This window comes from Stutzerimonas kunmingensis, from assembly GCF_900114065.1.
GTDB lineage: Bacteria > Pseudomonadota > Gammaproteobacteria > Pseudomonadales > Pseudomonadaceae > Stutzerimonas > Stutzerimonas kunmingensis.
In genome coordinates, this window is record NZ_FORS01000016.1 from 1 (window position 1) to 22,491 (window position 22,491).

Genomic DNA, 22,491 nt, shown 5'->3' on the forward strand with positions numbered 1-22,491 from the left:
CATTCTACAGCAGCCTTGTTACCTGTCAAGCTGTTTTTGAAGAAGTTTTTCTTTCTTCTCAACCGCTTGCGCTTCAGATCAACTTGCGCCTCTCGTCAGCGGGAGGCGAATCATACAGCGTTCAAAACCGCTGTCAACCACCTCTTTCAATCGCTTCCGATCAACCCGACCGAAGCCGCCAACAGGATTCAACCACCACCCTGCCAGCCCGGCGCATTCTACTCGAATCCGCCATCCGTGCAACCCTTTTATTTCGCTAACCTTTTGATTTAAAACAGGTTTTGCTTAAGGACTGCGCCGGAAGTGGTGCGCATTATAGGAGCCTGAAAATCAACGTCAACCGTTTATTTCAGTTTTATTCAGATGACGGCCAAGCGAGTCAAAAAGTACCGTCCGTACGAGCGATACCAGCCACAGCTATATATAAGGATGCTCGGCAAAAATCGCGACTATCTCGTTTCTTCAATCCTACGCCACCAGCCATTACACTAGCCCTCTTCTCCTCAGTCATGGCTTCACATGTCCCGGCAAAGTGATGCACCGCTCGATCTGCTTTTATTTCCGACCTGGCTAGTTCCGGTGGAGCCGGCTGGCGTGGTGTTGAAGGGGCACGGCCTCGGCGTTCGAGATGGACGCATTGCGCTCATCGCTCCGCGTGCCGTAGCACTCAAGTATCAGGCGATAGAAACGCGAGAGCTCGAGGGTATGCTTCTCGCTCCAGGTCTGACCAATGCGCATGGCCATGCCGCGATGACTCTTTTTCGTGGACTTGCTGATGACCTGCCCCTGCAGCGCTGGCTTAAAGATCACATCTGGCCAGCCGAGTCGCGTTGGGTCGATGAGGATTTCGTTCGCTGTGGCACCGAGTTGGCAATCGCCGAGCAATTAAAAGGTGGGATCACCTGCTTTTCTGACATGTACTTCTATCCCAGCGTCGTCAGCGAGCTGGTACACAAGCACGGTGTGCGAGCGCAGATCACCATCCCGGTTCTTGACTTCCCGGTTCCCGACGCTCGCGATGCGGATGAAGCGCTACGCAACGGTGTAGCGCTGTTCGACGATCTCAAGCATCACCCCCGAATCACGATCGCCTTCGGGCCTCATGCTCCTTATTCGGTTGCGGACGACAAACTTGAAAGCATTCGCGTTCTGGTAGCGGAGATGGATGCAGGCATCCATATGCACGTCCATGAAACCGCTCATGAAGTCCAGGAGGCGCTGAGGAAACACGGTGAGCGGCCGCTGGCGCGACTAGCGAGATTGCAGCTGCTAGGGCCGCGTTTTCAGGCAGTGCACATGACCCAGGTCGATGATGACGATCTCGCGCTGCTCACAGAGCATAATTGCAGCGTTATTCACTGCCCAGAATCCAACCTCAAGCTCGCCAGTGGCTTCTGTCCGGTCGAGCGCCTTTGGGAAGCAGGAATCAACGTGGCAGTTGGCACGGATGGGGCGGCAAGCAATAACGACCTGGACTTGCTAGGCGAAACTCGTACGGCTGCGCTGCTGGCGAAGGCCGTCGCCGGCTCGGCCACGGCAGTGGACGCCCATCGCGCTCTACGCATGGCCACACTGAATGGCGCCCGAGCGCTGGGCATCGATGAGCACACCGGCTCTCTAGAGATAGGCAAGTTCGCCGATCTGGTCGCGCTGGATCTTTCCGGCCTGGCGCAACAACCGGTATACGACCCGGTATCCCAATTGATCTACTCCACCAGTAGAGACGCGGTGCGACATGTATGGGTAAGCGGTAAGCAGCTGCTGGAGAGCGGCCGCCTTACGCGAATGGATGAGCAGCAAGTGATTGCGAACGCTCGCCAATGGGGCGAGAGAATTTCGAGCACCGATCAACATTAAAGGTGTGAAACCGACCATACACAGCTTCTGCGCGACCAAATGACATACGAACCACGGCGGCTACGATGCCCCGACCTTAGCTGAAGCTGGCAACATGAGCCCTTGCAGCTCAAGCTTCTCCCTCAAGCTTTCAAACGGACCGGATCATGAGCAACGTCGACCACGCTGAAATCGCCAAATTCGAAGCCCTTGCACATCGTTGGTGGGATCGCGAAAGCGAGTTCAAGCCGCTTCACGAGATCAATCCACTGCGAGTGAACTGGATAGACGAGCATATTGCTCTGGCGGGCAAGAAGGTAATCGATATCGGTTGCGGAGGCGGCATTCTCAGCGAAGCCATGGCTCAGCGAGGCGCTCAGGTCACCGGTATAGACATGGGTGAGGCGCCGCTTTCGGTAGCGCGCTTACACCTGCTGGAATCTGGACTCGAAATCGATTATCGGCAGATCACTGCCGAAGCCATGGCCGAGGAGGCTCCCGAGCAGTTCGATGTGGTCACCTGTCTCGAAATGCTCGAGCACGTGCCGGACCCGGCGTCGGTCATCCAGGCCTGCTGTGCACTGGTCAAGCCAGGCGGACAAGTCTTCTTCTCGACGATCAACCGCAACCCGAAAGCCTATGCATTCGCCATCATTGGCGCTGAGTACGTATTGCAACTATTGCCGCGCGGTACCCACGACTTCAAGAAGTTCATCCGCCCCTCGGAGTTGGGTGCCTGGAGCCGCGATGCGGGCCTGGCCGTCAAAGACATCATCGGCCTTACCTACAATCCGCTCACCAAGCACTACAAGCTGGCTGCGGACGTCGATGTCAACTACATGGTCCAGACCATCAAGGAGGCATGATGCGCCTGCGCGCTGTTCTGTTCGACATGGACGGTACTCTGCTCGATACCGCTCCTGACTTCATTGCCGTCGTGCAAGCCATGCGAGCCGCCCGAGGGCTGGCACCGGTTTCCGAACAACAGGTTCGTGATGTCGTGTCAGGCGGCGCGAGGGCCATGGTACTCAGCGCTTTCGAGGTCGACCCACTATCGGCTGAGTTCGAAGAGCTGCGTCTCGAGTTCCTTGCTCGGTATCAGGAGAACTGCGCGGTGCACAGTCATCTTTACGATGGTATGGCCGAACTGCTCGACGAGATCGAACGGGCGAACCTGATCTGGGGCGTAGTGACCAACAAGCCGCTGCGCTTCGCCGAACCGATCATGCTTCAGCTGGGCCTGGCTTCCCGCTCCGCTGTGCTGATCTGCCCTGATCATGTCACCAAGAGCAAACCTGATCCCGAACCCATGCTTCTGGCGTGCAGCCAGCTCGACCTTGACCCATCCGCGGTTCTGTTCGTCGGCGACGACCTGCGAGACATCGAATCAGGCCGCGCGGCAGGCAGTCGTACAGCCGCAGTGCGGTACGGCTACATTCACCCCGAAGACAACCCGGGAAACTGGGGCGCTGATGTGGTGGTAGACCACCCGCTGGAGCTCCGGCAAGTCCTGGATAGAGCACTGTGCAGTTGCTGAAACGGCGACAGCGCAAACCTTCCTAGCTTTATCGTCCGGCGAACATTCGTCCGGGCGCCACCTACCATCGATTCAAGAGGCATCCGATGTTCGAGTATTCCGCCCGCCCCGACTTGCTCGCTGGGCGCACCATTCTGGTTACGGGAGCCGGCCGCGGCATCGGCGAAGCTGCCGCGAAAGCCTATGCGGCACACGGAGCAACCGTACTGCTGCTTGGCAAGAATGAAGACAACCTGAACCGGGTTTACGATGACATCGAAGCCGCGGGCCATCCTCGTCCTGCCGTTATTCCGTTCAATCTGGAAACCGCGCTGCCGCACCAGTACGACGAACTGGCCGCCATGATCGAGCGCGAGTTCGGTCATCTCGACGGCCTTTTGCATAACGCGGCGATCGTTGGTCCGCGGACGCCGCTCGAGCAGTTGTCCGGCGACAATTTCATGCGCGTGATGCAGGTGAATGTGAACGCAATGTTCATGTTGACGAGCACACTGCTGCCGCTGCTGAAGCTAGCCAAGGACGCTTCGGTGATCTTCACGTCGAGCAGTGTCGGCCGCAAGGGGCGTGCATATTGGGGCGCCTACGCCGTATCGAAGTTTGCCACCGAAGGGCTAATGCAGGTGCTGGCGGATGAACTGGATGACACCGCTGCGGTCCGCGCCAACAGCGTCAATCCGGGGGCCACTCGTACCGACATGCGCGCGAAGGCTTATCCCGGCGAGAACCCGCTGGTGAACCCGCTCCCAGAGGAAATCATGCCTGTCTATCTGTACCTGATGGGCCCGGACAGCATCGGGGTGAATGGTCAGGCGCTGGACGCGCAATAACCAAGCCTTCCAAAACAAAACGCTGCGCAGCGGCTTCGCCCCCACTGCGCAGCGCTGGATACAACGATCAGGTGCGTTTGCTACGCCCGAAGCCTGGACGCTGACCATCTCCGGCCGGCCTTTTACCTGGCCCCGACGGACGCCCTGCCCCGTCACTACGCTTACCACCTTTACGCGTCTCGCCCGGACGCTCAGCGACCGGCGTTCCGCGAGGCTTCTCACTACGCCCGTCGCTGACACGCGGCTTGCGCCCGCCTTCGCTACCCCTCGGTGCCCGCGGCTTTTCCGACACAGGCACATCGGCCTCGCTTGACGAACGCAGCACCCGAGGTCGCCGCTCACCGCGGCTCAGCGGCTTCGCCACCTTACGCTGCATGCGGTCGATCTTTTCCTTGGCCTTCGCTTTCATGCTCGGCAGTGCAACCGGCTTTAGCCCGACTTCCTGGCTGAGAATGTCCACCTCGGTTTGCGACATTTCACGCCAGCGTCCCATCGGCAGATCGGAGGTCATGAAGACCGGACCGAAACGCACACGCTTCAATCGACTCACGACCAGTCCCTGCGATTCCCAGAGACGGCGAACCTCGCGGTTACGGCCTTCCATCACCACGCAGTGATACCAATGGTTGAAGCCTTCACCGCCGGGCGCCTCCTGGATGTCGGTGAAGCGTGCCGGACCGTCTTCGAGCATCACGCCGGTCTTCAGCCTTTCGATCATCTCGTCGTCGACTTCCCCACGCACCCGCACCGCGTACTCGCGGTCCATCTCATAGGATGGATGCATGAGGCGGTTGGCCAGTTCGCCGTCGGTGGTGAACAGCAGCAGGCCGGTGGTGTTGATGTCAAGGCGACCGATATTGATCCACCTCCCCTCCTTCGGGCGCGGCAGACGATCAAATACCGTCGTGCGCCCTTCCGGATCGTTGCGTGTGCAGATCTCGCCGTCCGGCTTGTTGTAGATCAGTACGCGGCGGACTACTTCGCTGACTTCTTCCCGCTTGAGCAGGCGACCGTCGACTGCAATCGCATCATGAGAATCGACGCGCTGGCCCAGGCTCGCAACCGCGCCATTGACCTTGACACGGCCTTCGGAAATCCATTTTTCGACATCGCGGCGCGAAGCCATGCCCAGACGGGCCAGGACTTTCTGCAGCTTTTCGCCGTGAGTAACGTGAGTGCTTGTTTCTTCGTGCTCGGTCATCTGGGCACCTCCCGGTGTGGCAATCCGATTGAAAGGGCGCGAATTATACGCGCATCGCTGCAGCTACGCACCAACCACGGCGTAGCAGTGATCCCGACGTGCGCTGGCGAGATCACCCCAGTGCGGCCAGCGCCTGAACAGTGCGTTGCTGAATACCGGCCCAGTCGCCCGAACTGAGGCTCGCACCAACGATCATCCAGGTACCACCGACGCACATCACGTTCGCCAGGGACAGATATTGCGCGGCATTTGCTGCGTTCACGCCGCCGGTCGGGCAGAAACGCACGTCGGCAAAGGGGCCGCCGAGCGCCTTCAGCGCAGCGATGCCGCCACAGATCTCTGCCGGGAAGAGCTTGAAGCCGCGATAACCCAGCGCGTAGCCCTCCATAACATCCGATGCGCTACTGGTGCCTGGCAGCAGTGGCACCGAGCAGCTCACCCCCGCTTCCAGGATTTCCCGCGTGGAACCGGGTGTGACGATGAACTGCGCCCCTGCCGCCTCCACTTCATCCATCATGCGTCGGTCCAGAACGGTACCAGCGCCGATGCAAAGATCAGGACGCTCTTCACGTAGCCGTCGAATGGCTGTCAGGCCATGACTGGATCGCAGGGTGATCTCCAGTGTACGAAGGCCGCCAGCAGCCAATGCATCAGCAAGAGGCAGGATCTGCTCTTCGCTACCGATGGTGATGACCGGCAGAATCCTCGACTCTACACAGATTCGTTCAATCAGAGCGTTCTTCTGGTCCATGGTCATGCGGAAGTCCTCGGGCCTCACGGGCACCAATAGATTTCGAGCGGGGAATGCAGGAATGCGCGAATCGGCATCTGCAGCGGATCGACATTCAGCGCCGCGCGCAGGGTTTCGAGCTTGTCAGCACCCTGGATAGCCAGGCACTGCATTCGAGCACCAGCGAGCAGCGGATAGGTCATTGTCAGACGTGCCTGCGGATCGACCGGCGCCTGCATCGGCAGGCACTGCTCCAGGCAGTCATCGCGCAACGCATGCGCCAGCCTTGGGTTGCCGGGGAACAACGAGGCCGTATGACCGTCATCTCCCATTCCCAGTATCAGCACGTCGATAGGCCGCTGCAGCTGCGCCAAGGCCTGATCAGCGAGTGATGCGGCCTGCTCGAGGGATTCGGCCGTGTGGTACAGCCCGATCAGCCACGCCTCACGTGCCGCGTTCTGCAGCAAATGGCGCCGCACCAAGCCTTCGTTGCTGGCCGGATTGGTCGCAGGTACCCAGCGTTCGTCAGCCAGGCTGATCTGCACCTTCGACCAGTTTAATTCTCGTATCGACAGGGCTTCGAAGAATGCAATCGGACTACGCCCACCGGATACGACGAGACTGGCGATGCCATGGGTTTGTACCGCGTACGCCAAGGCCTTGGCCACATTGTCAGCCATCAGTTCAGCTTGCAGCTGCGGATTGGCCGAACTATGCGCCACCACACCGGTAGGAAGATCCAGTTCAGAGATCGCCATACCACGCCCTCCCATCGCGTGTGATCAGTGCAATCGAAGCGACTGGCCCCCAGGAGCCAGCGGGATAAAGCTTGAGCTCTGCGCCGAGACGATTCCAGCCCTCGATCAGCTGATCGCACCATTGCCATGCGTACTCGATTTCATCTCTGCGCACGAACAGGTTCTGGTTGCCCTGCATGACCTCAAGCAGGAGGCGCTCGTAGGCGTCTGGAATGCGCGTGCTCTTGTAGGTTTCGGAGAAGTTCAGCTGCAAGGGTCCGCTGCGCAGATGCATGCCCTTGTCCAACCCCTGCTCCTTGGTCATCACCTGCAGCGAGATGCCCTCGTCAGGCTGCAGTCGAATGATCAGGCGATTGCTGATCAGCGCTCGCTGCTCGGGCGCGAAGATATAGAAGGGTGGCTCCTTGAAATGAATCACGATCTGCGAAAGCTTCTGCGCCATGCGTTTGCCGGTTCGCAGATAGAACGGCACGCCCGACCAGCGCCAGTTGCAGATATCGGCACGCAACGCGACGAAGGTTTCCGTACTGCTTTCGGCATTCGAGTTCTCCTCATCCAGGTAGCCAGGCACCGAGACACCAGCAACGTTGCCGGCTGCGTATTGGCCCCGCACCACCCGCTGATGAAGGGATTCGGCAGTGATCGGTGCCAGCGCCTTGAGGACCTTTACCTTTTCATCGCGGATGCTGTCCGCAGTCAGGTTGCTCGGCGGGTCCATGGCGATCAGGCAGAGCAGTTGCAGCAAATGGTTCTGAACCATGTCGCGCAGTTGTCCGGCCTGGTCGAAATAACCCCAGCGTCCTTCGATGCCGACCGTTTCGGCCACGGTGATTTCTACATGGGAGATATGGTGCTGGTCCCACTGCGTCTCGAACAGGCTGTTGGCGAAGCGTAGCGCGATGAGGTTCTGTACCGTTTCCTTGCCGAGATAGTGGTCGATGCGATAGATGCGGCTCTCGGGAAAGTGCTCGGCGACCGCATCGTTGATGACACGCGAAGAAGCCAAGTCATGACCGATGGGCTTTTCCAGAACGACGCGCGCCTGCTCGGCGAGCCCTGCCGTAGCCAGGAACCTGCAGATATCACCGTAGACCGCCGCGGGTGTCGCGAAATAGCCGATCAGGGGCTGCTCGGCCGGCACGCAGTCACGCAGCGCCATGTAATCCTCAGCTCGACGAAAATCCATCGCCAGATAGTGAAGCCGGGCGCTGAAACGACTGAGCGCCTGCTCATCGAGCTCGCCCTTGGGAACCCGCGTACGCAATGCTTGCTCGATTCGCGCCTTGTGCGTGGCCGGCTCGGCGCTCTCACGCGATAGCGCCAGTATCTGGGTATCGGCATGTAGCAGGCCGGCGCGATCCAACTGATACAGCGCGGGAAACAGCTTGCGCAACGCAAGGTCGCCCAAGGCACCGAACAACGCGAATGTGATGGGTTCTACCGTAATGCCTGGCATGATCCGTCCGCTTGAATGCAGGGTTCAATGACGTGCAGCGCGAGCACGACGATGATCGGTCAACGATAGCGAGGATATCGCGCTCCTCGCCTTCCGATCAGACGCCACATGCTACAGACCACTCAGCGGCTCAAATGCTCAGCAGTCGACGGGAAAATCCCAAGGTTGCCCGTGCCCACAGGAACAGCGCAAACACCTGAGCGCGACAGCTCGGTCGTTAAAGGGCACGGAGCGAGTCAGCTTCCCGCGACGCGTGCACGGAACAGGGCTTGATGCTTACGGCACTGCTGCGCCGCAAGCAGGAAGACACCATGCCCGCCGCGCGAGAACTCCAGCCAGGTGAAATCCACTTCGGGATAAAGGGCCTGGACATGAACCTGACTATTTCCCACTTCGACGATCAGGATGCCATCGTCAGTGAGGTGATCCGCGGCCTCGGCGAGCATACGTCGCACCAGATCCAGCCCGTCTTCACCGCATGCCAGGCCAAGAGCCGGCTCGTGATGAAACTCAGCCGGCATGTCGTCGAAATCTTCGGCATCGACATATGGAGGATTGGAAACGATCAGATCGAAACGTTGATTTGGCAGCCCGTTGAAGCCATCGCTCTGCACGGTATAAACCCGCTCTTCGAGTCCGTGATGCTCGATGTTTTGGTTGGCGACCTCGATCGCATCGAACGACAGGTCAGCGAGCACCACCTCGGCCTTGAGAAACTCGTAAGCGCATGCGATGCCGATGCAGCCCGACCCCGCGCACAGATCGAGAATCCGCTTGGGCGTGCCAGGCAGCCAGGGTTCGAAGCGGTGCTCGATCAGCTCACCAATCGGCGAACGTGGGATCAGCACGCGCTCGTCGACGATGAAGGGCAAGCCGCAGAACCAGGCTTGCCCGAGGAGATAAGCGGTCGGCACGCGTTCCTCAATACGGCGACGCAGCAGTTCCTGTAAATGCTCGCACTCGTCGAGCTCGAGGCGGCAATCCAGATAGCTGTCAGCCATTTCCCATGGCAGGTGTAGCGCACCCAGCACCAACTGGCGCGCGTCATCCCAGGCATTGTCGGTGCCATGGCCGAAGAACAACTGCTCCGCCTGAAACCGGCTGACGGCCCAGCGGATATGGTCACGCAGCGTACGCAAGCGGGAGAGCGAAGCGGTCACAAGGGCATCTCCTGTAAAAAGGGCGCGAGTGTAGCAGGCATACGAAAATCCGAGCCATGTCTGCTAAGGCCACGCGAGCAAGGCTCTCGAGCCATCCACTTGGGCTGTAAATACTCAATTCGTTTCAACACCAGGCGTGCGACCGGCATTACCCTTCGGTTCGCAGTCGGGACTCGATATCTCCGACATATCGTGCGCCCATGCAGTTCGACCGAGCAGTCAGCACAACGACCAGCGAAACATGAGCCGGACGGTTCACATCGGCGCATTCTGGCGCCACAATCGGCCCCCTCACAGCACAAGGAGCCGAAAATGACCAAGCCACAGACCATGCTTCAGCTCAGTGGCCGCAGCTACAACCCGGCGACGCTGACGAATGCCACCTTGCTGGTCATCGATGTGCAGGAAGAGTACCGCAGTGGTGTTCTTGCCCTGCCTGCCCTGGATCGGGCACTTCCGGAAATCACCCGTCTACTGGCAGCTGCGCGCGAAGCTGGCGCGCCGATCGTGCACGTGCATCACCTGGGTATCAGCGGTGGTCTTTTCGATCCGCAGGGCTTCCGTGGACAGATCATGCCGGAGGCTGCACCACTGCCCGGTGAGGCAGTGGTTGCCAAACGCCTGCCGAACGCTTTCTCCGGCACCGAGCTCCACGAACTGCTGCAGAAACTGGGTCGCCTGGATTTGATCGTTTGCGGCTTCATGACCCACTCCAGCATCAGCACAACGGTTCGCGCCGCCAAGGATTACGGCTATCGCTGCACACTGGTGGACAGCGCCTGTGCCACACGCAATCTGCCGATGGGCGAAGGCAGCATCGATGCCGAACAGGTGCACCGCATCGAGATGACCATTCTTGCCGACAACTTTGCCGTTTGCGTGCAAGACGCTGCGGCGCTGGCGCGCTGAAGACCCACTACCCGAACGTCGAACGAGCTGGCAGCCTTTCCAGACACTCTCTGCATGATGCAAGCAAAAGTACGCCTGGATGGAAGCTCGTCCGCCAGGCGCTGTGGCTGGGGTAAACTGCCATCCTGTTTGGAGGCCCCATGCAAGACGACGACTTCTCTCTCTTCCAATCGGCTGTGCGCGGCGTCAAGCCGATCAAGCACGACCGCGCCGAAACCGGCAAAGTGCGCAGCAATCGCGAACAGATCGCGACTCGCCGCAGCAACGCCACCGTCAGCAACGAAACCACGCGCGTCGACGGATTATCGGATCAGTTCGTCATCGATGTAGGTGCCGAGGACGAGCTTTATTGGGCCCGCGACGGGGTTCAGGACAGTCAGGTCCGCAAGCTCAAAGCCGGCCAGATCCCATTCGTGGGAAGTCTCGACCTGCATGGCATGAGCGTCGAGAAAGCCCGGGAGCTATTATGGGACTTCATCGCCGAAGCGACGCGCCTCGAAGTGCGCTGCGTTCGCGTGACCCATGGCAAGGCGGCAAGGCTCGACGGCAAGCGGCCACTGATCAAGAGCCACGTCAACACCTGGTTGCGGCAGCATCCGCAAGTGCTTGGCTTCACCTCCTGCCTGCCACGCCATGGCGGCACCGGCGCCATTTACGTGATGCTCAAACGCACCATGCTTGAAGGCCGGGACGAATGAGCCGAGGCCAGCGTCTCGCTCGCCATACTTGCCAGCCGAGCGGCGGCCCCCTACCCTTCGCGTTCGCGACCCCATGAAGCCTGACAGGTAGCTCAATGTCCCTGGAACAACACTACACCGCGATCCTCGGCCAACTCGGCGAGGACGTTAGCCGCGAAGGTCTGCTCGACACGCCCAAGCGCGCCGCCAAAGCCATGCAGTACCTGTGCAAGGGCTATCAGCAAACCCTCGAGGAAGTCACCAACGGCGCGCTGTTCACGTCAGATAACAGCGAGATGGTGCTGGTCAAGAATATCGAGCTGTACTCACTGTGCGAGCATCACATGCTGCCTTTCATCGGCAAGGCACACGTTGCGTATCTTCCCAATGGCAAGGTACTCGGCCTGTCAAAGGTCGCTCGTATTGTGGATATGTATGCGCGCCGCCTGCAGATTCAGGAAAACCTGACCCGTGAAATCGCCGAGGCGATGCAGCAGGTTACCGGCGCATCTGGCGTTGCAGTGGTCATCGAAGCCCAGCACATGTGCATGATGATGCGCGGCGTGGAGAAGCAAAACTCGTCCATGGTCACATCGGTGATGCTGGGTCAGTTCCGCGATAACGCCGCGACCCGTAGCGAGTTTCTCGGCTTGGTGAAATAGCACCGAGCCCACATTAAAACAGGGCTTTGCGGCCCTGTTTTTCGTTCAATCGTACATGCCGACATGCCGCGGATGACTGGCGACACGCTGCAGCCATCGGCGAATTGCGGGATAGCCTTCGAGGCTGAACCCTCCCTCTTCAGCCACATGCGTGTAGGCATACAGCGCAACGTCGGCAATCGAGTAATGCTCACCCACCAGGTAGGGCGTGCGTAGCAACTGCTGCTCCATAACGTTCAACGCATGGTAGCCATCGAGCTGCTTGGCCTCGTACTCCTCACGGCGATCCTCGGGCATGCCGAGATACACCTTGATATAGCGGGCGACAGCCAGGAACGGCTCATGGCTGTACTGCTCGAAGAACTGCCACTGCAGCACCTGGGTACGCAGCCGCGGGTCCGCTGGCAGAAACTCGCTGCCGTCGGCCAGATAGTTGAGGATTGCGTTGGACTCCCACAGGCAGGCGCCATCCTCCAACTCAAGAACCGGAATCTTGCCATTAGGGTTCTTCTTGAGAAACTCCTCGGAGCGGGACTCACCACGAAGGATATTGATCGGAATCCATTCGTACGACTGGTCCAGCAGGTGCAGCATCAGCTTGACCTTGTAGCAATTACCCGACCGGAAATCACCATAGACTTTCAACATGCTCCCTCCCATCGACCCACAACGCAGGTCAGCGATACCTCAGGCGGCTTCCAGCGTTTTACCTTCGCGGATGACCTGCGCCAGACGACGCACCCCTTCTTCCATTCTCTCAGCAGCCACATGGCTGAAGTTCAGCCGCAGATAACCGGGATTAGCGTCCGGGTCCACGAAAAAGGGCTCACCAGGCATGAACACCACATCATTGGCGAGCGCCCGATCAAGCAGGGTTCGCGTATCCAGCGGCTGCTTCAGCGTCAGCCAGAAGAACAGCCCTCCCTGCGGCAGCTGCCAGGTCGCGAGATCACCGAAGTGCTCGCTGAGCGCAGCCTGCATGGCATCACGACGAACGCGATAGAAATCGCGAAGCTCCGCCAGATGCGCCTGATACCGCTCGCTACCCAGCCACTGCAGCGCCTGCCACTGCCCAATGCGGTTGGTATGTAGATCAGCCGACTGCTTCAGTCGTAGCAAATAAGGGAACAGATCCGGCGAGGCGATCAGATACCCCACCCGCAAGCCAGGCAGCAGCGTCTTGGACACCGTACCAGTGTAGATCCAGCTAGCACGTTTCAGACGCGAGACGATCGGCTTGGCACTGCCCTGATCGAATACCAGCTCACGATATGGCTCGTCCTCGAGCAGCGTCACGCCAAACTCATCCAGCAATGCTGCGACAGCATCACGCTTGGCTTCGCTGTAGCGAATGGCGGATGGATTCTGGAACGTAGGAATCAGATAGGCGAAAGCAGGCTCGTGCTGCTCCAGCGTTGCGCGCAGGGCAGCCAAATCCGGACCATCCGCCTGCTGGGGAACTGCCAGACATTCAGCTCCGAACAATTGAAAGGACTGCAGAGCAGCGAGATAGGTTGGCGCCTCGACCAGTACCTCTGTCCCCGAGTCGATAAACAGCTTCGACGCGAGATCCAGCGTCTGCTGCGAGCCACTGACGATCAACACCTGACTGGCTTCGCAAGGCACGCCAAGCGCCCGCGCCTGGGCGGCAATAAGTTCACGGAGAGCGGGCTCGCCTTCGCTCATCCCATACTGCCCCATGCTTGCGGGCAGCTCTGCCCAATCAACGATCGGCAGCATCGCCTCAGCCGGCAACCCGCCAGCGAAGGACATCACTTCCGGGCGCTGGGCTGCAGCGAGGATTTCACGAATGAGAGAGCTTTTAAGGCGAGTAATACGTTCGGAGAAGGCCATTTCCATACCAGATGCGAGGCGCTGCAAAATAAGTCAAACTTCTTGACCGAAATTACGCCTCTCACGATAAATACGTCAATATGCCTGACCTAAAAAAAAGCGCAGTGCAGCGCCAGATCATGGAGCGTTTCTTTCTCGGCTATCAGGCCTTCACGGCCAAGCCTGACGAAATGCTCGCCCGCCGCGGCCTGTCCCGTGTGCACCACCGCATTCTTTTCTTTATCGCTAGCTACCCGGACCTGAGCGTTAAGGAGTTGCTGAGCTATCTCGGTGTCTCCAAGCAGGCACTGAATACACCGCTACGCCAGTTGATCGAAATGCACTTGGTGGAGAGCCTGACTGCAGAGGATGACAAGCGAAAGCGCATGCTGCGCTTTACCACAGAGGGGGCGAAGCTGGAGCAGGCCTTGCGCAGAGAGCAGGTCCGTCTGCTGCAAAGGGCTTTCGATGATGTGGGTGAACAAGCGGTAGACGGCTGGCTCGCGGTCAACCAAGCGCTCGCTATGGAGAAAGCCAGAGGCTAGCAGCCCTCAAGAGGCGGGCCGCTTCACCACGCCGGAATCGCGGGCAAAAAAAAGGGCGACCGAAGTCGCCCTTTTTCATGAAGAACCCGAACTTAGTTCTGGTTTTCCATCTGAGCACGGATCAGATCACCAATGGTGGTCGGGCCAGTGCTTTCTACGTCCTGCTTGGTGCGCAGCTCTTTCATCGCATCCTTTTCGTCTTCGACGTCTTTGGACTTGATGGACAGGCTGATCACGCGGGACTTGCGGTCGATGCTGATGATCTTGGCTTCAACTTCGTCGCCTTCCTTCAGCACGTTGCGCGCATCTTCAACGCGGTCGCGGCTGATTTCGGAAGCTTTCAGAGTGGCTTCGATATCGTTGCCCAGATCGATGATGGCGCCTTTGGCGTCAACTTCTTTCACGGTACCGCGAACGATGCTGCCCTTGTCATTGACGGCGGCGTAGTTGGAGAACGGATCGTCTTCCAGCTGCTTGATGCCCAGGGAGATGCGCTCACGCTCCGGATCGACCGACAGGATGACGGTATCCAGCTCGTCGCCCTTCTTGAAGCGGCGAACGGCTTCTTCACCCGGCTCGTTCCAGGAGATGTCGGACAGGTGAACCAGGCCGTCGATGCCGCCGTCCAGACCAATGAAGATACCGAAATCGGTGATCGACTTGATGGTGCCGGAGATGCGGTCGCCCTTGTTGAACTGGCCAGAGAAGTCTTCCCATGGGTTGGACTTGCACTGCTTGATACCCAGGGAGATGCGACGACGCTCTTCGTCGATGTCCAGAACCATGACTTCCACTTCGTCGCCGACCTGTACGACCTTCGACGGGTGGATGTTCTTGTTGGTCCAATCCATTTCGGAAACGTGTACCAGACCTTCGACGCCTTCTTCCAGCTCGGCAAAGCAGCCGTAGTCGGTGAGGTTGGTGACGCGAGCCTGAACACGGGTGCCTTCCGGGTAACGAGCCTTGATGGCAACCCATGGGTCTTCGCCCAGCTGCTTCAGGCCCAGCGATACACGGTTGCGCTCGCGGTCGAACTTCAGAACCTTGACATCGATCTCGTCGCCAACGTTGACGATCTCCGACGGATGCTTGATACGCTTCCAGGCCATGTCGGTGATGTGCAGCAGACCATCGACGCCGCCCAGGTCAACGAACGCACCGTAGTCGGTGAGGTTCTTGACGATACCTTTGACCTGCTGACCTTCCTGCAGAGACTCGAGCAGAGCTTCGCGCTCGGCGCTGTTCTCGGCTTCCAGTACGCTGCGGCGGGAAACGACAACGTTGTTGCGCTTCTGGTCCAGCTTGATGACCTTGAACTCGAGCTCTTTGCCTTCCAGGTGGGTGGTGTCGCGCACAGGGCGGACATCGACCAGGGAACCCGGCAGGAACGCACGAATGCCGTTGACGTCGACGGTGAAGCCACCTTTGACTTTGCCGTTGATGACGCCCTTGACCACTTCTTCTGCAGCGAAAGCCGCTTCCAGAACAATCCAGGATTCCGCGCGCTTGGCTTTTTCACGGGACAGCTTGGTTTCGCCAAAGCCATCTTCAACCGCGTCCAGAGCAACGTGGACCTCGTCACCCACCTTGATGGTCAGCTCGCCCTGCTCGTTGTAGAACTGCTCGACCGGGATGACGCCCTCGGACTTGAGGCCGGCATGCACGGTGACCCAGTCACCGTCGATGTCGACCACGATGCCGGTGATGATGGCACCCGGCTGCATGTCGAGGGATTTAAGGCTTTCTTCAAATAGTTCTGCGAAGCTTTCGCTCATGTTGATTCCTGCTGTTTTCAGGCGAGAATCCGCCCAATCTCCACATTCCAGACAATGTGGGTTCATTCATATAAAAAAAGGCCTGCGGGACTGGATCTGGTCTCCCACATGCCTCCTTGTTAACGGCCCCGAGATGCGCAGCCTGCTGGCTGTGCCTACTCAAGATCCGTTTGGCCGCCTTTCGGCGTTCCGATCATCCAGCCAAATCGCGGTCGGCGACTTCGCTCAGAATCTTTTGCAACACCTCATCAATGGAGAGTGTAGTGGAATCCAGTTGAACGGCATCATCTGCCGGCTTCAGCGGGGCCACCGCACGTTGGGTATCGCGCTCATCGCGCTCCCGAATCTCCTCAAGAAGACTCGCGAGATTAACATCATCGCCTCGTGCCTTCAACTGCAAGTAACGTCTGCGAGCACGCTCTTCCGCACTCGCGGTGAGGAATATCTTCAACGGCGCGTCGGGAAATACCACAGTACCCATGTCACGCCCGTCCGCGACCAGTCCCGGCGCCTCGCGAAAGGCCTTCTGTCGCTGCAGCAAGGCGGTGCGAACCACCGGTAACGCTGCGACCTGGGATGCGCCGGCGCCAACCTGCTCGTTACGGATCGACTCGGTGACCTCCTCCCCCTCCAGAATGATGATCATGCCGTGCCCATCGCGTGCGGCACCAAACTGGACATCGAGGTGCTCGGCGAGCACCTTCAGCGCTTCTTCGTTGGTCAGATCGACCCCGTGATTGCGCGCTGCGAATGCCAGCAGGCGATACAAGGCACCGGAGTCGAGGAAATTCCAGCCAAGCCTGCCCGCGAGCAAGGCTGCAACTGTGCCTTTCCCCGAGCCACTCGGCCCATCGATGGTGATGACCGGAACGGGCCTGATCATGAATCACCCTCCGAATGTACCTGCATGCCGGCGCGCTGCGCCAAGGAGAGGAAGTTGGGGAACGACGTCGCCACGTTGGCGCAATCATGGATTCGAATCGGGCCATTGGCTCGCAGCGCAGCCACACTGAAGGACATCGCGATGCGGTGATCGCCATGCGCCCAGACTTCACCGGAACCGATCGCACCACCTTCGATGACAATTCCGTCCGGGGTCGGTTCAGCCTTGACCCCCAGTGTCTGCAGCCCGTCCGCCATGACCTGGATGCGGTCAGACTCCTTGACCCGCAGCTCTTCGGCACCGCGCAACGTAGTACGACCTTCCGCGCAGGCCGCAGCCACGAAGAGCACCGGGAACTCGTCGATCGCCAGCGGAACCAGGTCCTCGGGAATGTCGATACCCTTGAGCTGAGCGCCACGGACACGGATGTCTGCTACCGGCTCACCGCCCACTTCGCGCGGATTCTCTAGAGAGATGTCACCACCCATCAGCTTGAGGATGTCGATCACCCCTGTACGGGTCGGATTCACGCCGACATGCTCGAGCACGATCTCCGAACCCTGCGCAATACTCGCCGCCACCATGAAGAATGCCGCTGAAGAAATATCGGCAGGCACTTCAATATGAGTACCACGCAGCTTGTGCCCTGGCTCGACAACCGCAGTACTGCCCTTGACGGTCACCGGATAGCCGAAACCGCGAAGCATCCGCTCGGTGTGATCACGCGTCGGAGCCGGTTCGGTTACCGAGGTCTGATCAGCTGCATACAGGCCGGCCAGTAACAGGCAGGACTTGACCTGCGCGCTGGCCATCGGCATTTCGTAATGCATGCCGGACAGACGCTGGCGGCCGCGAATGGTCAGCGGCGGACGCCCTTCCGGTGCCGTCTCGATCACGGCCCCCATCTCGCGCAGCGGCTTGGCGACGCGATTCATCGGCCGTTTGGAGAGGGACGCATCACCCGTCAACGTCGTATCGAACGGCTGCGCCGCGAGCAAACCGGACAGCAGCCGCATGGAGGTTCCTGAGTTGCCCAGGTAGATCGGCCCGGGCGGGGCCTTGAGGCCGTGCAGACCGACACCATGGACCGTCACGCGCCCCTGATGCGGACCCTCGATGACGACGCCCATGTCCCGGAACGCCTGAATGGTCGCCAGAGCATCTTCGCCTTCCAGGAAGCCTTCGACTTCCGTCACGCCCTCGGCAAGGGAGCCGAGCATGATCGAGCGATGAGAAATGGATTTGTCGCCTGGCACACGCAGATGGCCGGTCAGGCTGCCGCCAGGGTTGGCGAGGAAAACGAGGTCATTGGAATGCATAACGTCCACATAGGCTCGGCGAGCCAGTATTTTGCTGAAATGTTCCCGGGCAGCCTTGGCGCGAGTGAAAACGCCCAACAGCTTGTGCCCGTCTCCTTCATCGACCGCGGCGCGCAGCGCGTCGAGGTCGGCACGAAAATCGTCCAGGGTATGCAGCACTGCCTCGCGGTTGGCGAGAAAGATGTCGTGCCACATCACCGGATCGCTACCGGCGATACGGGTGAAATCGCGAAAACCACCTGCCGCGTAGCGGAATATCTCGAGATTCTCATGGCGCTTGGCGAGCGAATCAACCAGTCCGAAGGCCAGCAGATGCGGTAAATGACTAGTGGCAGCCAGCACCTCATCGTGATGCGTCACCTCCATATGCTCGACATCCGCACCCAGCGCCGACCAGAGCTTACTCACCAGGGTGAGCGCTTGCGGATCGGTATTTTCCAGCGGCGTCAGGATCACCTTGTGCCGTCGAAACAGCGTGCTGTTCGCCGCCGTCACGCCACTGAGTTCGGAGCCGGCGATGGGGTGGCCAGGCACGAACCTTGGTGGCATGTTGCCGAACACTTTACGCGCACAGCGCACGACATTGCCCTTGGCGCTGCCGACGTCAGTGATCACTGCGTCGCCCAGTTCGAGCTTCGCCAGTTCACCAAGCAGCCGCTCCAGCGCAAGGATAGGCGTCGCAAGCTGAATTACGTCAGCCCCATGACAAGCCTCGGCGAGCGTGTCGGCGCAGCGATCCACCACGCCCAGTTCGACCGCCAGCTCACGCGAGCGTGCATCCAGATCGAAGCCGACCACCTCGCGACAAAGGCCAGCCTCACGCAAGCCCTTGGCGAACGAGCCGCCAATCAGGCCAAGGCCGATCACAACCAGGCGATTCACAATCGGCGAAGGCTGTTGCGCGTGACGAGCGTGATTCACTGAGCGAGTACCTGGCGCAGCACATCGAGAAAGCGTGCATTTTCCTGCTCGGTGCCAATTGAGATACGCAGGAATGTTGGCATACCGTATCCGGCCACAGGACGCACAATCACCCCTTCGCGCAACAGCGCCTGATTGATCGGCGCAGCGTCACGGGCGAAGTCCACCGCGATGAAGTTGCCCCGCGAAGGGATCCACTCCAGTCCCAGCTGACGGAAACCCGTTTCCAGCTGAAGCATCCCGGCATCATTCGCCTTGCGGCTGGCAAGCAGGTAATCGACGTCATCCAGCGCTGCGCAAGCCGCCGTCAGCGCCAGACTGTTCACGTTGAATGGCTGCCTGACGCGATTCAGCACATCCGCGATCACCGGCGAACTGATCGCGTAGCCGACCCGCAGCGCAGCAAGCCCATAAGCCTTGGAGAAGGTGCGCGAAACCAGCAGGTTCGGATAGTCGGCCAGAAACGCCAGGCCATCCGGCAACTCCTGCCCTTCGGCATATTCGATGTAGGCCTCGTCCAGCACCACCAGAACACGCTCCGGTACGCGCGCGAGAAATCCACCCAGCGCAGCAGCATCGAACCAGGTTCCGGTGGGATTGTTGGGGTTGGCGACGAAAACCACGCGGGTATTCTCGTCGATGGCCGCCGCCATTGCGTCGAGGTCGTGCCCCCAGCTCCTGGCCGGCACGGCACGTCCCTCGGCCCCGACCGCCTGCGTCGCGATCGGATAGACAGCGAAGGCATGCTCGCTGAACACGGCGTTGAGTCCCGGAGCCAGATAGGCGCGCGCAACCAGTTCAAGAATGTCGTTGGAACCATTGCCCAGGGTGACTTGATTGATTCCGACCGAATAGCGCTCGGCAAGTCGCTGCTTGAGCGCGAAGCCGTTGCCGTCCGGGTAGCGGGTCAACTCCGAAAGCTCAGCCCTGATCGCATCAAGCACTTTCGGGCTTGGCCCCAGCGGGTTCTCGTTGCTGGCCAGCTTGACGATTCCTGCGGGGTCCAAACTCAGCTCGCGCGCCAGTTCTTCAACCGGCTTGCCCGGTACGTACGGCGACAGCTTCTGCACCCCTGGCTGCGCCAGGGCGAGGAAATCACAACTCATAACAAAACCTCAGGCTGCAGGCTTCAGGCGGCAGGTACAAGCCGGTCGCCTGCCCCACTGCCGCGACCGGAAGCCGCAATTAAAGAACCGCTTTGGGGTAGGAACCCAACACCTTAAGGGCCACAGCTTCCTGCCCGAGCTTCTCCAGCGCATCCTTGATCAGCGGATCCTGGTGGTGACCCAGGAAATCGATGAAGAACACGTAGGTCCACTTGCCGCTGCGCGACGGCCGCGTTTCGATTCGAGTAAGGTCGATGCCGTTGGCATGGAACGGCACCAGCAGCTCGTGCAAGGCGCCTGGCTTGTTGCGCATCGAGACGATGATTGAGGTCTTGTCATCGCCGGTCGGCGGCACTTCCTGGCTACCGATGATCAGGAATCGCGTGGAGTTGTCCGGGCGGTCCTCGATCTTCTCGGCCAGCTTGGTCAGACCGTAGAGCTGGGCAGCCATGTCGCCGGCGATGGCCGCCGAATTCCACTCGCTCTTGACCCGCTTGGCCGCATCCGCATTGCTGGAAACCGCTACGCGCTCGACATTCGGGTAGTGGGCATCAAGCCACTTGCGGCACTGTGCCAGCGATTGCGCGTGGGAGTAGATGCGCGTGATCCGATCGGTCTTGGTCGTCTCGCCCACCAACAAATGGTGGTGGATACGCAGCTCCACTTCGCCGCAGATCACGATGTCGTGCTCGAGGAAGCTGTCCAGCGTGTGATTGACTGCACCTTCGGTGGAGTTCTCCACCGGCACTACGCCGAAATTCACGGCTCCCGCCACAACCTCGCGAAACACCTCATCAATGGCTGCCATTGGCGTGCTGATCACCGCATGGCCGAAATGCTTGAGCGCCGCAGCTTGGGAGAAGGTGCCCTCTGGGCCGAGATAGGCAACCCGGAGCGGCTGTTCCAGGGCCAGGCAGGACGACATGATCTCGCGGAACAGACGCGCCATTTCCTCGTTATCGAGCGGCCCGCGGTTGAGCTCCATGATGTGCTTGAGCACCCAGGCTTCGCGCTCCGGACGGTAGAACACCGCGGACTCGCCCTCGGCCAGCGCCGCGGTCTTGACCCGGGCGACTTCTTGGGCACAGCGGGCGCGCTCGCTGATCAGATCGAGAATGCGCTCGTCGAGGCTGTCGATTCGAACCCGCAGGGCCTTCAACTGATCGGCGTCGCTCATCAGCCGTGCTCCTTCTCGAACTCGGCCATGTAGGCCACCAGCGCTTCGACCGCATCCAGTCCTACGGCGTTGTAGATAGAAGCACGCATGCCACCCACGGAGCGATGCCCTTTGAGGTTCAACAGGCCACGCGCGTCGGCGCCGGCCAGGAACGCCTTGTCCAGACGCTCATCGGCCAGACGGAACGGAACGTTCATCCACGAACGCGCATTGATGGCGATCGGGTTGGTGTAGAAATCGCTGGCATCGATGGCACCGTAGAGCATGTCCTTCTTGGCGCGGTTGCGCTGCTCCATCGCCTCGACGCCGCCCTGCTCCTTCAGCCACTCGAAGACCAGCCCCGAGAGATACCAGGAAAAGGTTGCCGGCGTGTTGTACATCGAGCCGTTATCCGCCGCGATCTTGTAGTCGAGCATGGTCGGGCAAGCGGAACGCGCATGGCCGAGCAGGTCTTCACGAACGATGACGACCACCAGCCCGGATGGCCCGATGTTCTTCTGCGCTCCGGCGTAGATCAGGCCGAACTTCGAGACGTCGATGGTCCGCGACAGAATGTCCGAGGACATGTCGACGACCAGCGGCGTATCGCCGAGATCCGGAATCCAATCGAACTGCAGGCCGCCAATGGTCTCATTGCTCGCGTAGTGCAGGTACGCTGCGCGCTCGCTCAACTGCCAGTCGTTCTGTCCTGGAATGGCGAAATAATCGAGGGGTTTGGCGCTGGCCGCCACGTTGACGTTACCGAAACGACGCGCCTCTTCGATCGCCTTGCGCGACCAGATGCCGGTATCGATGTAGTCGGCAACACCATCTTCCGGCAGCAGGTTCAGCGGAATCTCGGCAAACTGCTGGCTGGCGCCCCCCTGCAGGAACAGCACCTTGTAGTTCGACGGAATCGCCAGCAGGTCGCGCAGATCCTGTTCGGCCTTTTCGGCGATAGCGGTGTATTCGTCGCTACGGTGACTCATCTCCATGACCGACAGGCCCTTGCCATGCCAGTCGAGAAGCTCCGCCTGGGCACGCTGAAGGACGGCTTCGGGAAGCGCAGCCGGACCGGCACAGAAGTTAAAAGCGCGTTTGCTCACTGCTGTTCTCTCGCTCTTGCTCGATATTGAATCCCGCGGCGCGGCGACCGGTACCTCTACCGTCCGCCGCGCTACCACCTGATTGCGGATTGCT

Annotated in this window: 21 protein-coding genes and 1 pseudogene; 9 read left to right on the forward strand and 13 right to left on the reverse strand. The window is 59.9% G+C overall.

The features are described 5' to 3' along the window. The 5 genes and pseudogenes from BM275_RS20940 to BM275_RS20960 all read left to right on the forward strand — a co-directional run. A pseudogene (locus BM275_RS20940) lies at positions 1–273 on the forward strand (hypothetical protein); the annotation flags it as partial. 246 nt (positions 274–519) lie between these two features. After that, positions 520–1,857: a TRZ/ATZ family hydrolase gene (locus tag BM275_RS20945; RefSeq protein WP_090523360.1), complete on the forward strand. Its 1,338-nt coding sequence runs from the start codon at positions 520–522 to the stop codon at positions 1,855–1,857. Between the two features lie 146 nt (positions 1,858–2,003). Continuing rightward, the gene (gene ubiG / locus BM275_RS20950) at positions 2,004–2,702 is read left to right on the forward strand and encodes a bifunctional 2-polyprenyl-6-hydroxyphenol methylase/3-demethylubiquinol 3-O-methyltransferase UbiG (protein WP_023444774.1); all 699 of its coding nucleotides are present in this window, start codon (positions 2,004–2,006) and stop codon (positions 2,700–2,702) included. Beyond that, positions 2,702–3,373 (forward strand): N-acetylmuramic acid 6-phosphate phosphatase MupP, encoded by a 672-nt coding sequence (mupP, locus tag BM275_RS20955; RefSeq protein WP_090523361.1) that lies wholly within the window; start codon positions 2,702–2,704, stop codon positions 3,371–3,373. Before ubiG ends, mupP begins: the two co-directional genes overlap by 1 nt. Before the next feature lie 86 nt (positions 3,374–3,459). Further along, positions 3,460–4,200, forward strand: a complete 741-nt coding sequence (locus BM275_RS20960) for a YciK family oxidoreductase (RefSeq protein ID WP_014820632.1) — start codon at positions 3,460–3,462, stop codon at positions 4,198–4,200. Between the two features lie 67 nt (positions 4,201–4,267). On the opposite strand, the gene rluB is transcribed toward BM275_RS20960, so the two are convergent. The 5 genes from rluB to prmB form a co-directional block, all read right to left on the reverse strand. Beyond that, the gene (gene rluB, locus BM275_RS20965) at positions 4,268–5,401 is read right to left on the reverse strand and encodes a 23S rRNA pseudouridine(2605) synthase RluB (protein ID WP_090523365.1); all 1,134 of its coding nucleotides are present in this window, start codon (positions 5,399–5,401) and stop codon (positions 4,268–4,270) included. Between the two features lie 112 nt (positions 5,402–5,513). Then, complete coding sequence (locus BM275_RS20970; protein WP_090523367.1) at positions 5,514–6,158, reverse strand: bifunctional 4-hydroxy-2-oxoglutarate aldolase/2-dehydro-3-deoxy-phosphogluconate aldolase; 645 nt, start codon at positions 6,156–6,158, stop codon at positions 5,514–5,516. Positions 6,159–6,175: 17 nt separating this feature from the next. After that, a complete protein-coding gene (gene pgl / locus BM275_RS20975; protein WP_090523370.1) occupies positions 6,176–6,889 on the reverse strand; it encodes a 6-phosphogluconolactonase in 714 nt (237 codons plus the stop codon). Continuing rightward, a complete protein-coding gene (zwf, locus tag BM275_RS20980) occupies positions 6,876–8,345 on the reverse strand; it encodes a glucose-6-phosphate dehydrogenase (RefSeq protein WP_090523373.1) in 1,470 nt (489 codons plus the stop codon). Before zwf ends, pgl begins: the two co-directional genes overlap by 14 nt. A gap of 236 nt (positions 8,346–8,581) precedes the next feature. Continuing rightward, complete coding sequence (gene prmB, locus BM275_RS20985) at positions 8,582–9,505, reverse strand: 50S ribosomal protein L3 N(5)-glutamine methyltransferase (RefSeq protein WP_090523375.1); 924 nt, start codon at positions 9,503–9,505, stop codon at positions 8,582–8,584. A gap of 312 nt (positions 9,506–9,817) precedes the next feature. Between prmB and BM275_RS20990 the strand changes: the two genes are divergently transcribed. From BM275_RS20990 to folE, 3 genes are all read left to right on the forward strand, one after another. Then, complete coding sequence (locus tag BM275_RS20990; protein WP_014820638.1) at positions 9,818–10,414, forward strand: cysteine hydrolase family protein; 597 nt, start codon at positions 9,818–9,820, stop codon at positions 10,412–10,414. A gap of 140 nt (positions 10,415–10,554) precedes the next feature. Then, positions 10,555–11,112, forward strand: a complete 558-nt coding sequence (locus BM275_RS20995) for a Smr/MutS family protein (protein WP_090523378.1) — start codon at positions 10,555–10,557, stop codon at positions 11,110–11,112. 95 nt (positions 11,113–11,207) lie between these two features. Next, positions 11,208–11,753: a GTP cyclohydrolase I FolE gene (folE, locus tag BM275_RS21000; protein ID WP_003282585.1), complete on the forward strand. Its 546-nt coding sequence runs from the start codon at positions 11,208–11,210 to the stop codon at positions 11,751–11,753. 45 nt (positions 11,754–11,798) lie between these two features. Here the strand turns inward: folE and BM275_RS21005 are convergent, their stop codons facing one another. Then, positions 11,799–12,401 (reverse strand): glutathione S-transferase family protein, encoded by a 603-nt coding sequence (locus BM275_RS21005; RefSeq protein ID WP_041014293.1) that lies wholly within the window; start codon positions 12,399–12,401, stop codon positions 11,799–11,801. Positions 12,402–12,440: 39 nt separating this feature from the next. Beyond that, positions 12,441–13,607, reverse strand: a complete 1,167-nt coding sequence (locus BM275_RS21010; RefSeq protein ID WP_090523410.1) for an aminotransferase-like domain-containing protein — start codon at positions 13,605–13,607, stop codon at positions 12,441–12,443. A gap of 80 nt (positions 13,608–13,687) precedes the next feature. Here BM275_RS21010 and BM275_RS21015 point away from each other — a divergent pair, with 80 nt between their 5' ends. Continuing rightward, positions 13,688–14,131, forward strand: a complete 444-nt coding sequence (locus BM275_RS21015; RefSeq protein ID WP_090523380.1) for a MarR family winged helix-turn-helix transcriptional regulator — start codon at positions 13,688–13,690, stop codon at positions 14,129–14,131. A gap of 92 nt (positions 14,132–14,223) precedes the next feature. Here BM275_RS21015 and rpsA read toward each other — a convergent pair whose 3' ends face one another. From rpsA to serC, 6 genes are all read right to left on the reverse strand, one after another. Further along, the gene (gene rpsA / locus BM275_RS21020) at positions 14,224–15,906 is read right to left on the reverse strand and encodes a 30S ribosomal protein S1 (RefSeq protein WP_003302488.1); all 1,683 of its coding nucleotides are present in this window, start codon (positions 15,904–15,906) and stop codon (positions 14,224–14,226) included. A gap of 193 nt (positions 15,907–16,099) precedes the next feature. Continuing rightward, entirely contained in the window at positions 16,100–16,789 is a 690-nt protein-coding gene (gene cmk / locus BM275_RS21025) for a (d)CMP kinase (RefSeq protein WP_046621889.1), read from the reverse strand. Beyond that, positions 16,786–19,029 (reverse strand): bifunctional prephenate dehydrogenase/3-phosphoshikimate 1-carboxyvinyltransferase, encoded by a 2,244-nt coding sequence (locus tag BM275_RS21030; protein ID WP_090523383.1) that lies wholly within the window; start codon positions 19,027–19,029, stop codon positions 16,786–16,788. Before BM275_RS21030 ends, cmk begins: the two co-directional genes overlap by 4 nt. Next, complete coding sequence (gene hisC, locus BM275_RS21035) at positions 19,026–20,135, reverse strand: histidinol-phosphate transaminase (protein ID WP_046621884.1); 1,110 nt, start codon at positions 20,133–20,135, stop codon at positions 19,026–19,028. Before hisC ends, BM275_RS21030 begins: the two co-directional genes overlap by 4 nt. 79 nt (positions 20,136–20,214) lie before the next feature. Continuing rightward, on the reverse strand, positions 20,215–21,312 hold the full coding sequence (pheA, locus tag BM275_RS21040; protein ID WP_023444760.1) for a prephenate dehydratase: 1,098 nt from the start codon (positions 21,310–21,312) through the stop codon (positions 20,215–20,217). After that, positions 21,312–22,397 carry a 3-phosphoserine/phosphohydroxythreonine transaminase gene (serC, locus tag BM275_RS21045; RefSeq protein WP_041014296.1) on the reverse strand — a complete coding sequence of 362 codons (1,086 nt, stop codon included), beginning with the start codon at positions 22,395–22,397 and terminating at the stop codon, positions 21,312–21,314. Before serC ends, pheA begins: the two co-directional genes overlap by 1 nt. Positions 22,398–22,491 lie beyond the last annotated feature (94 nt).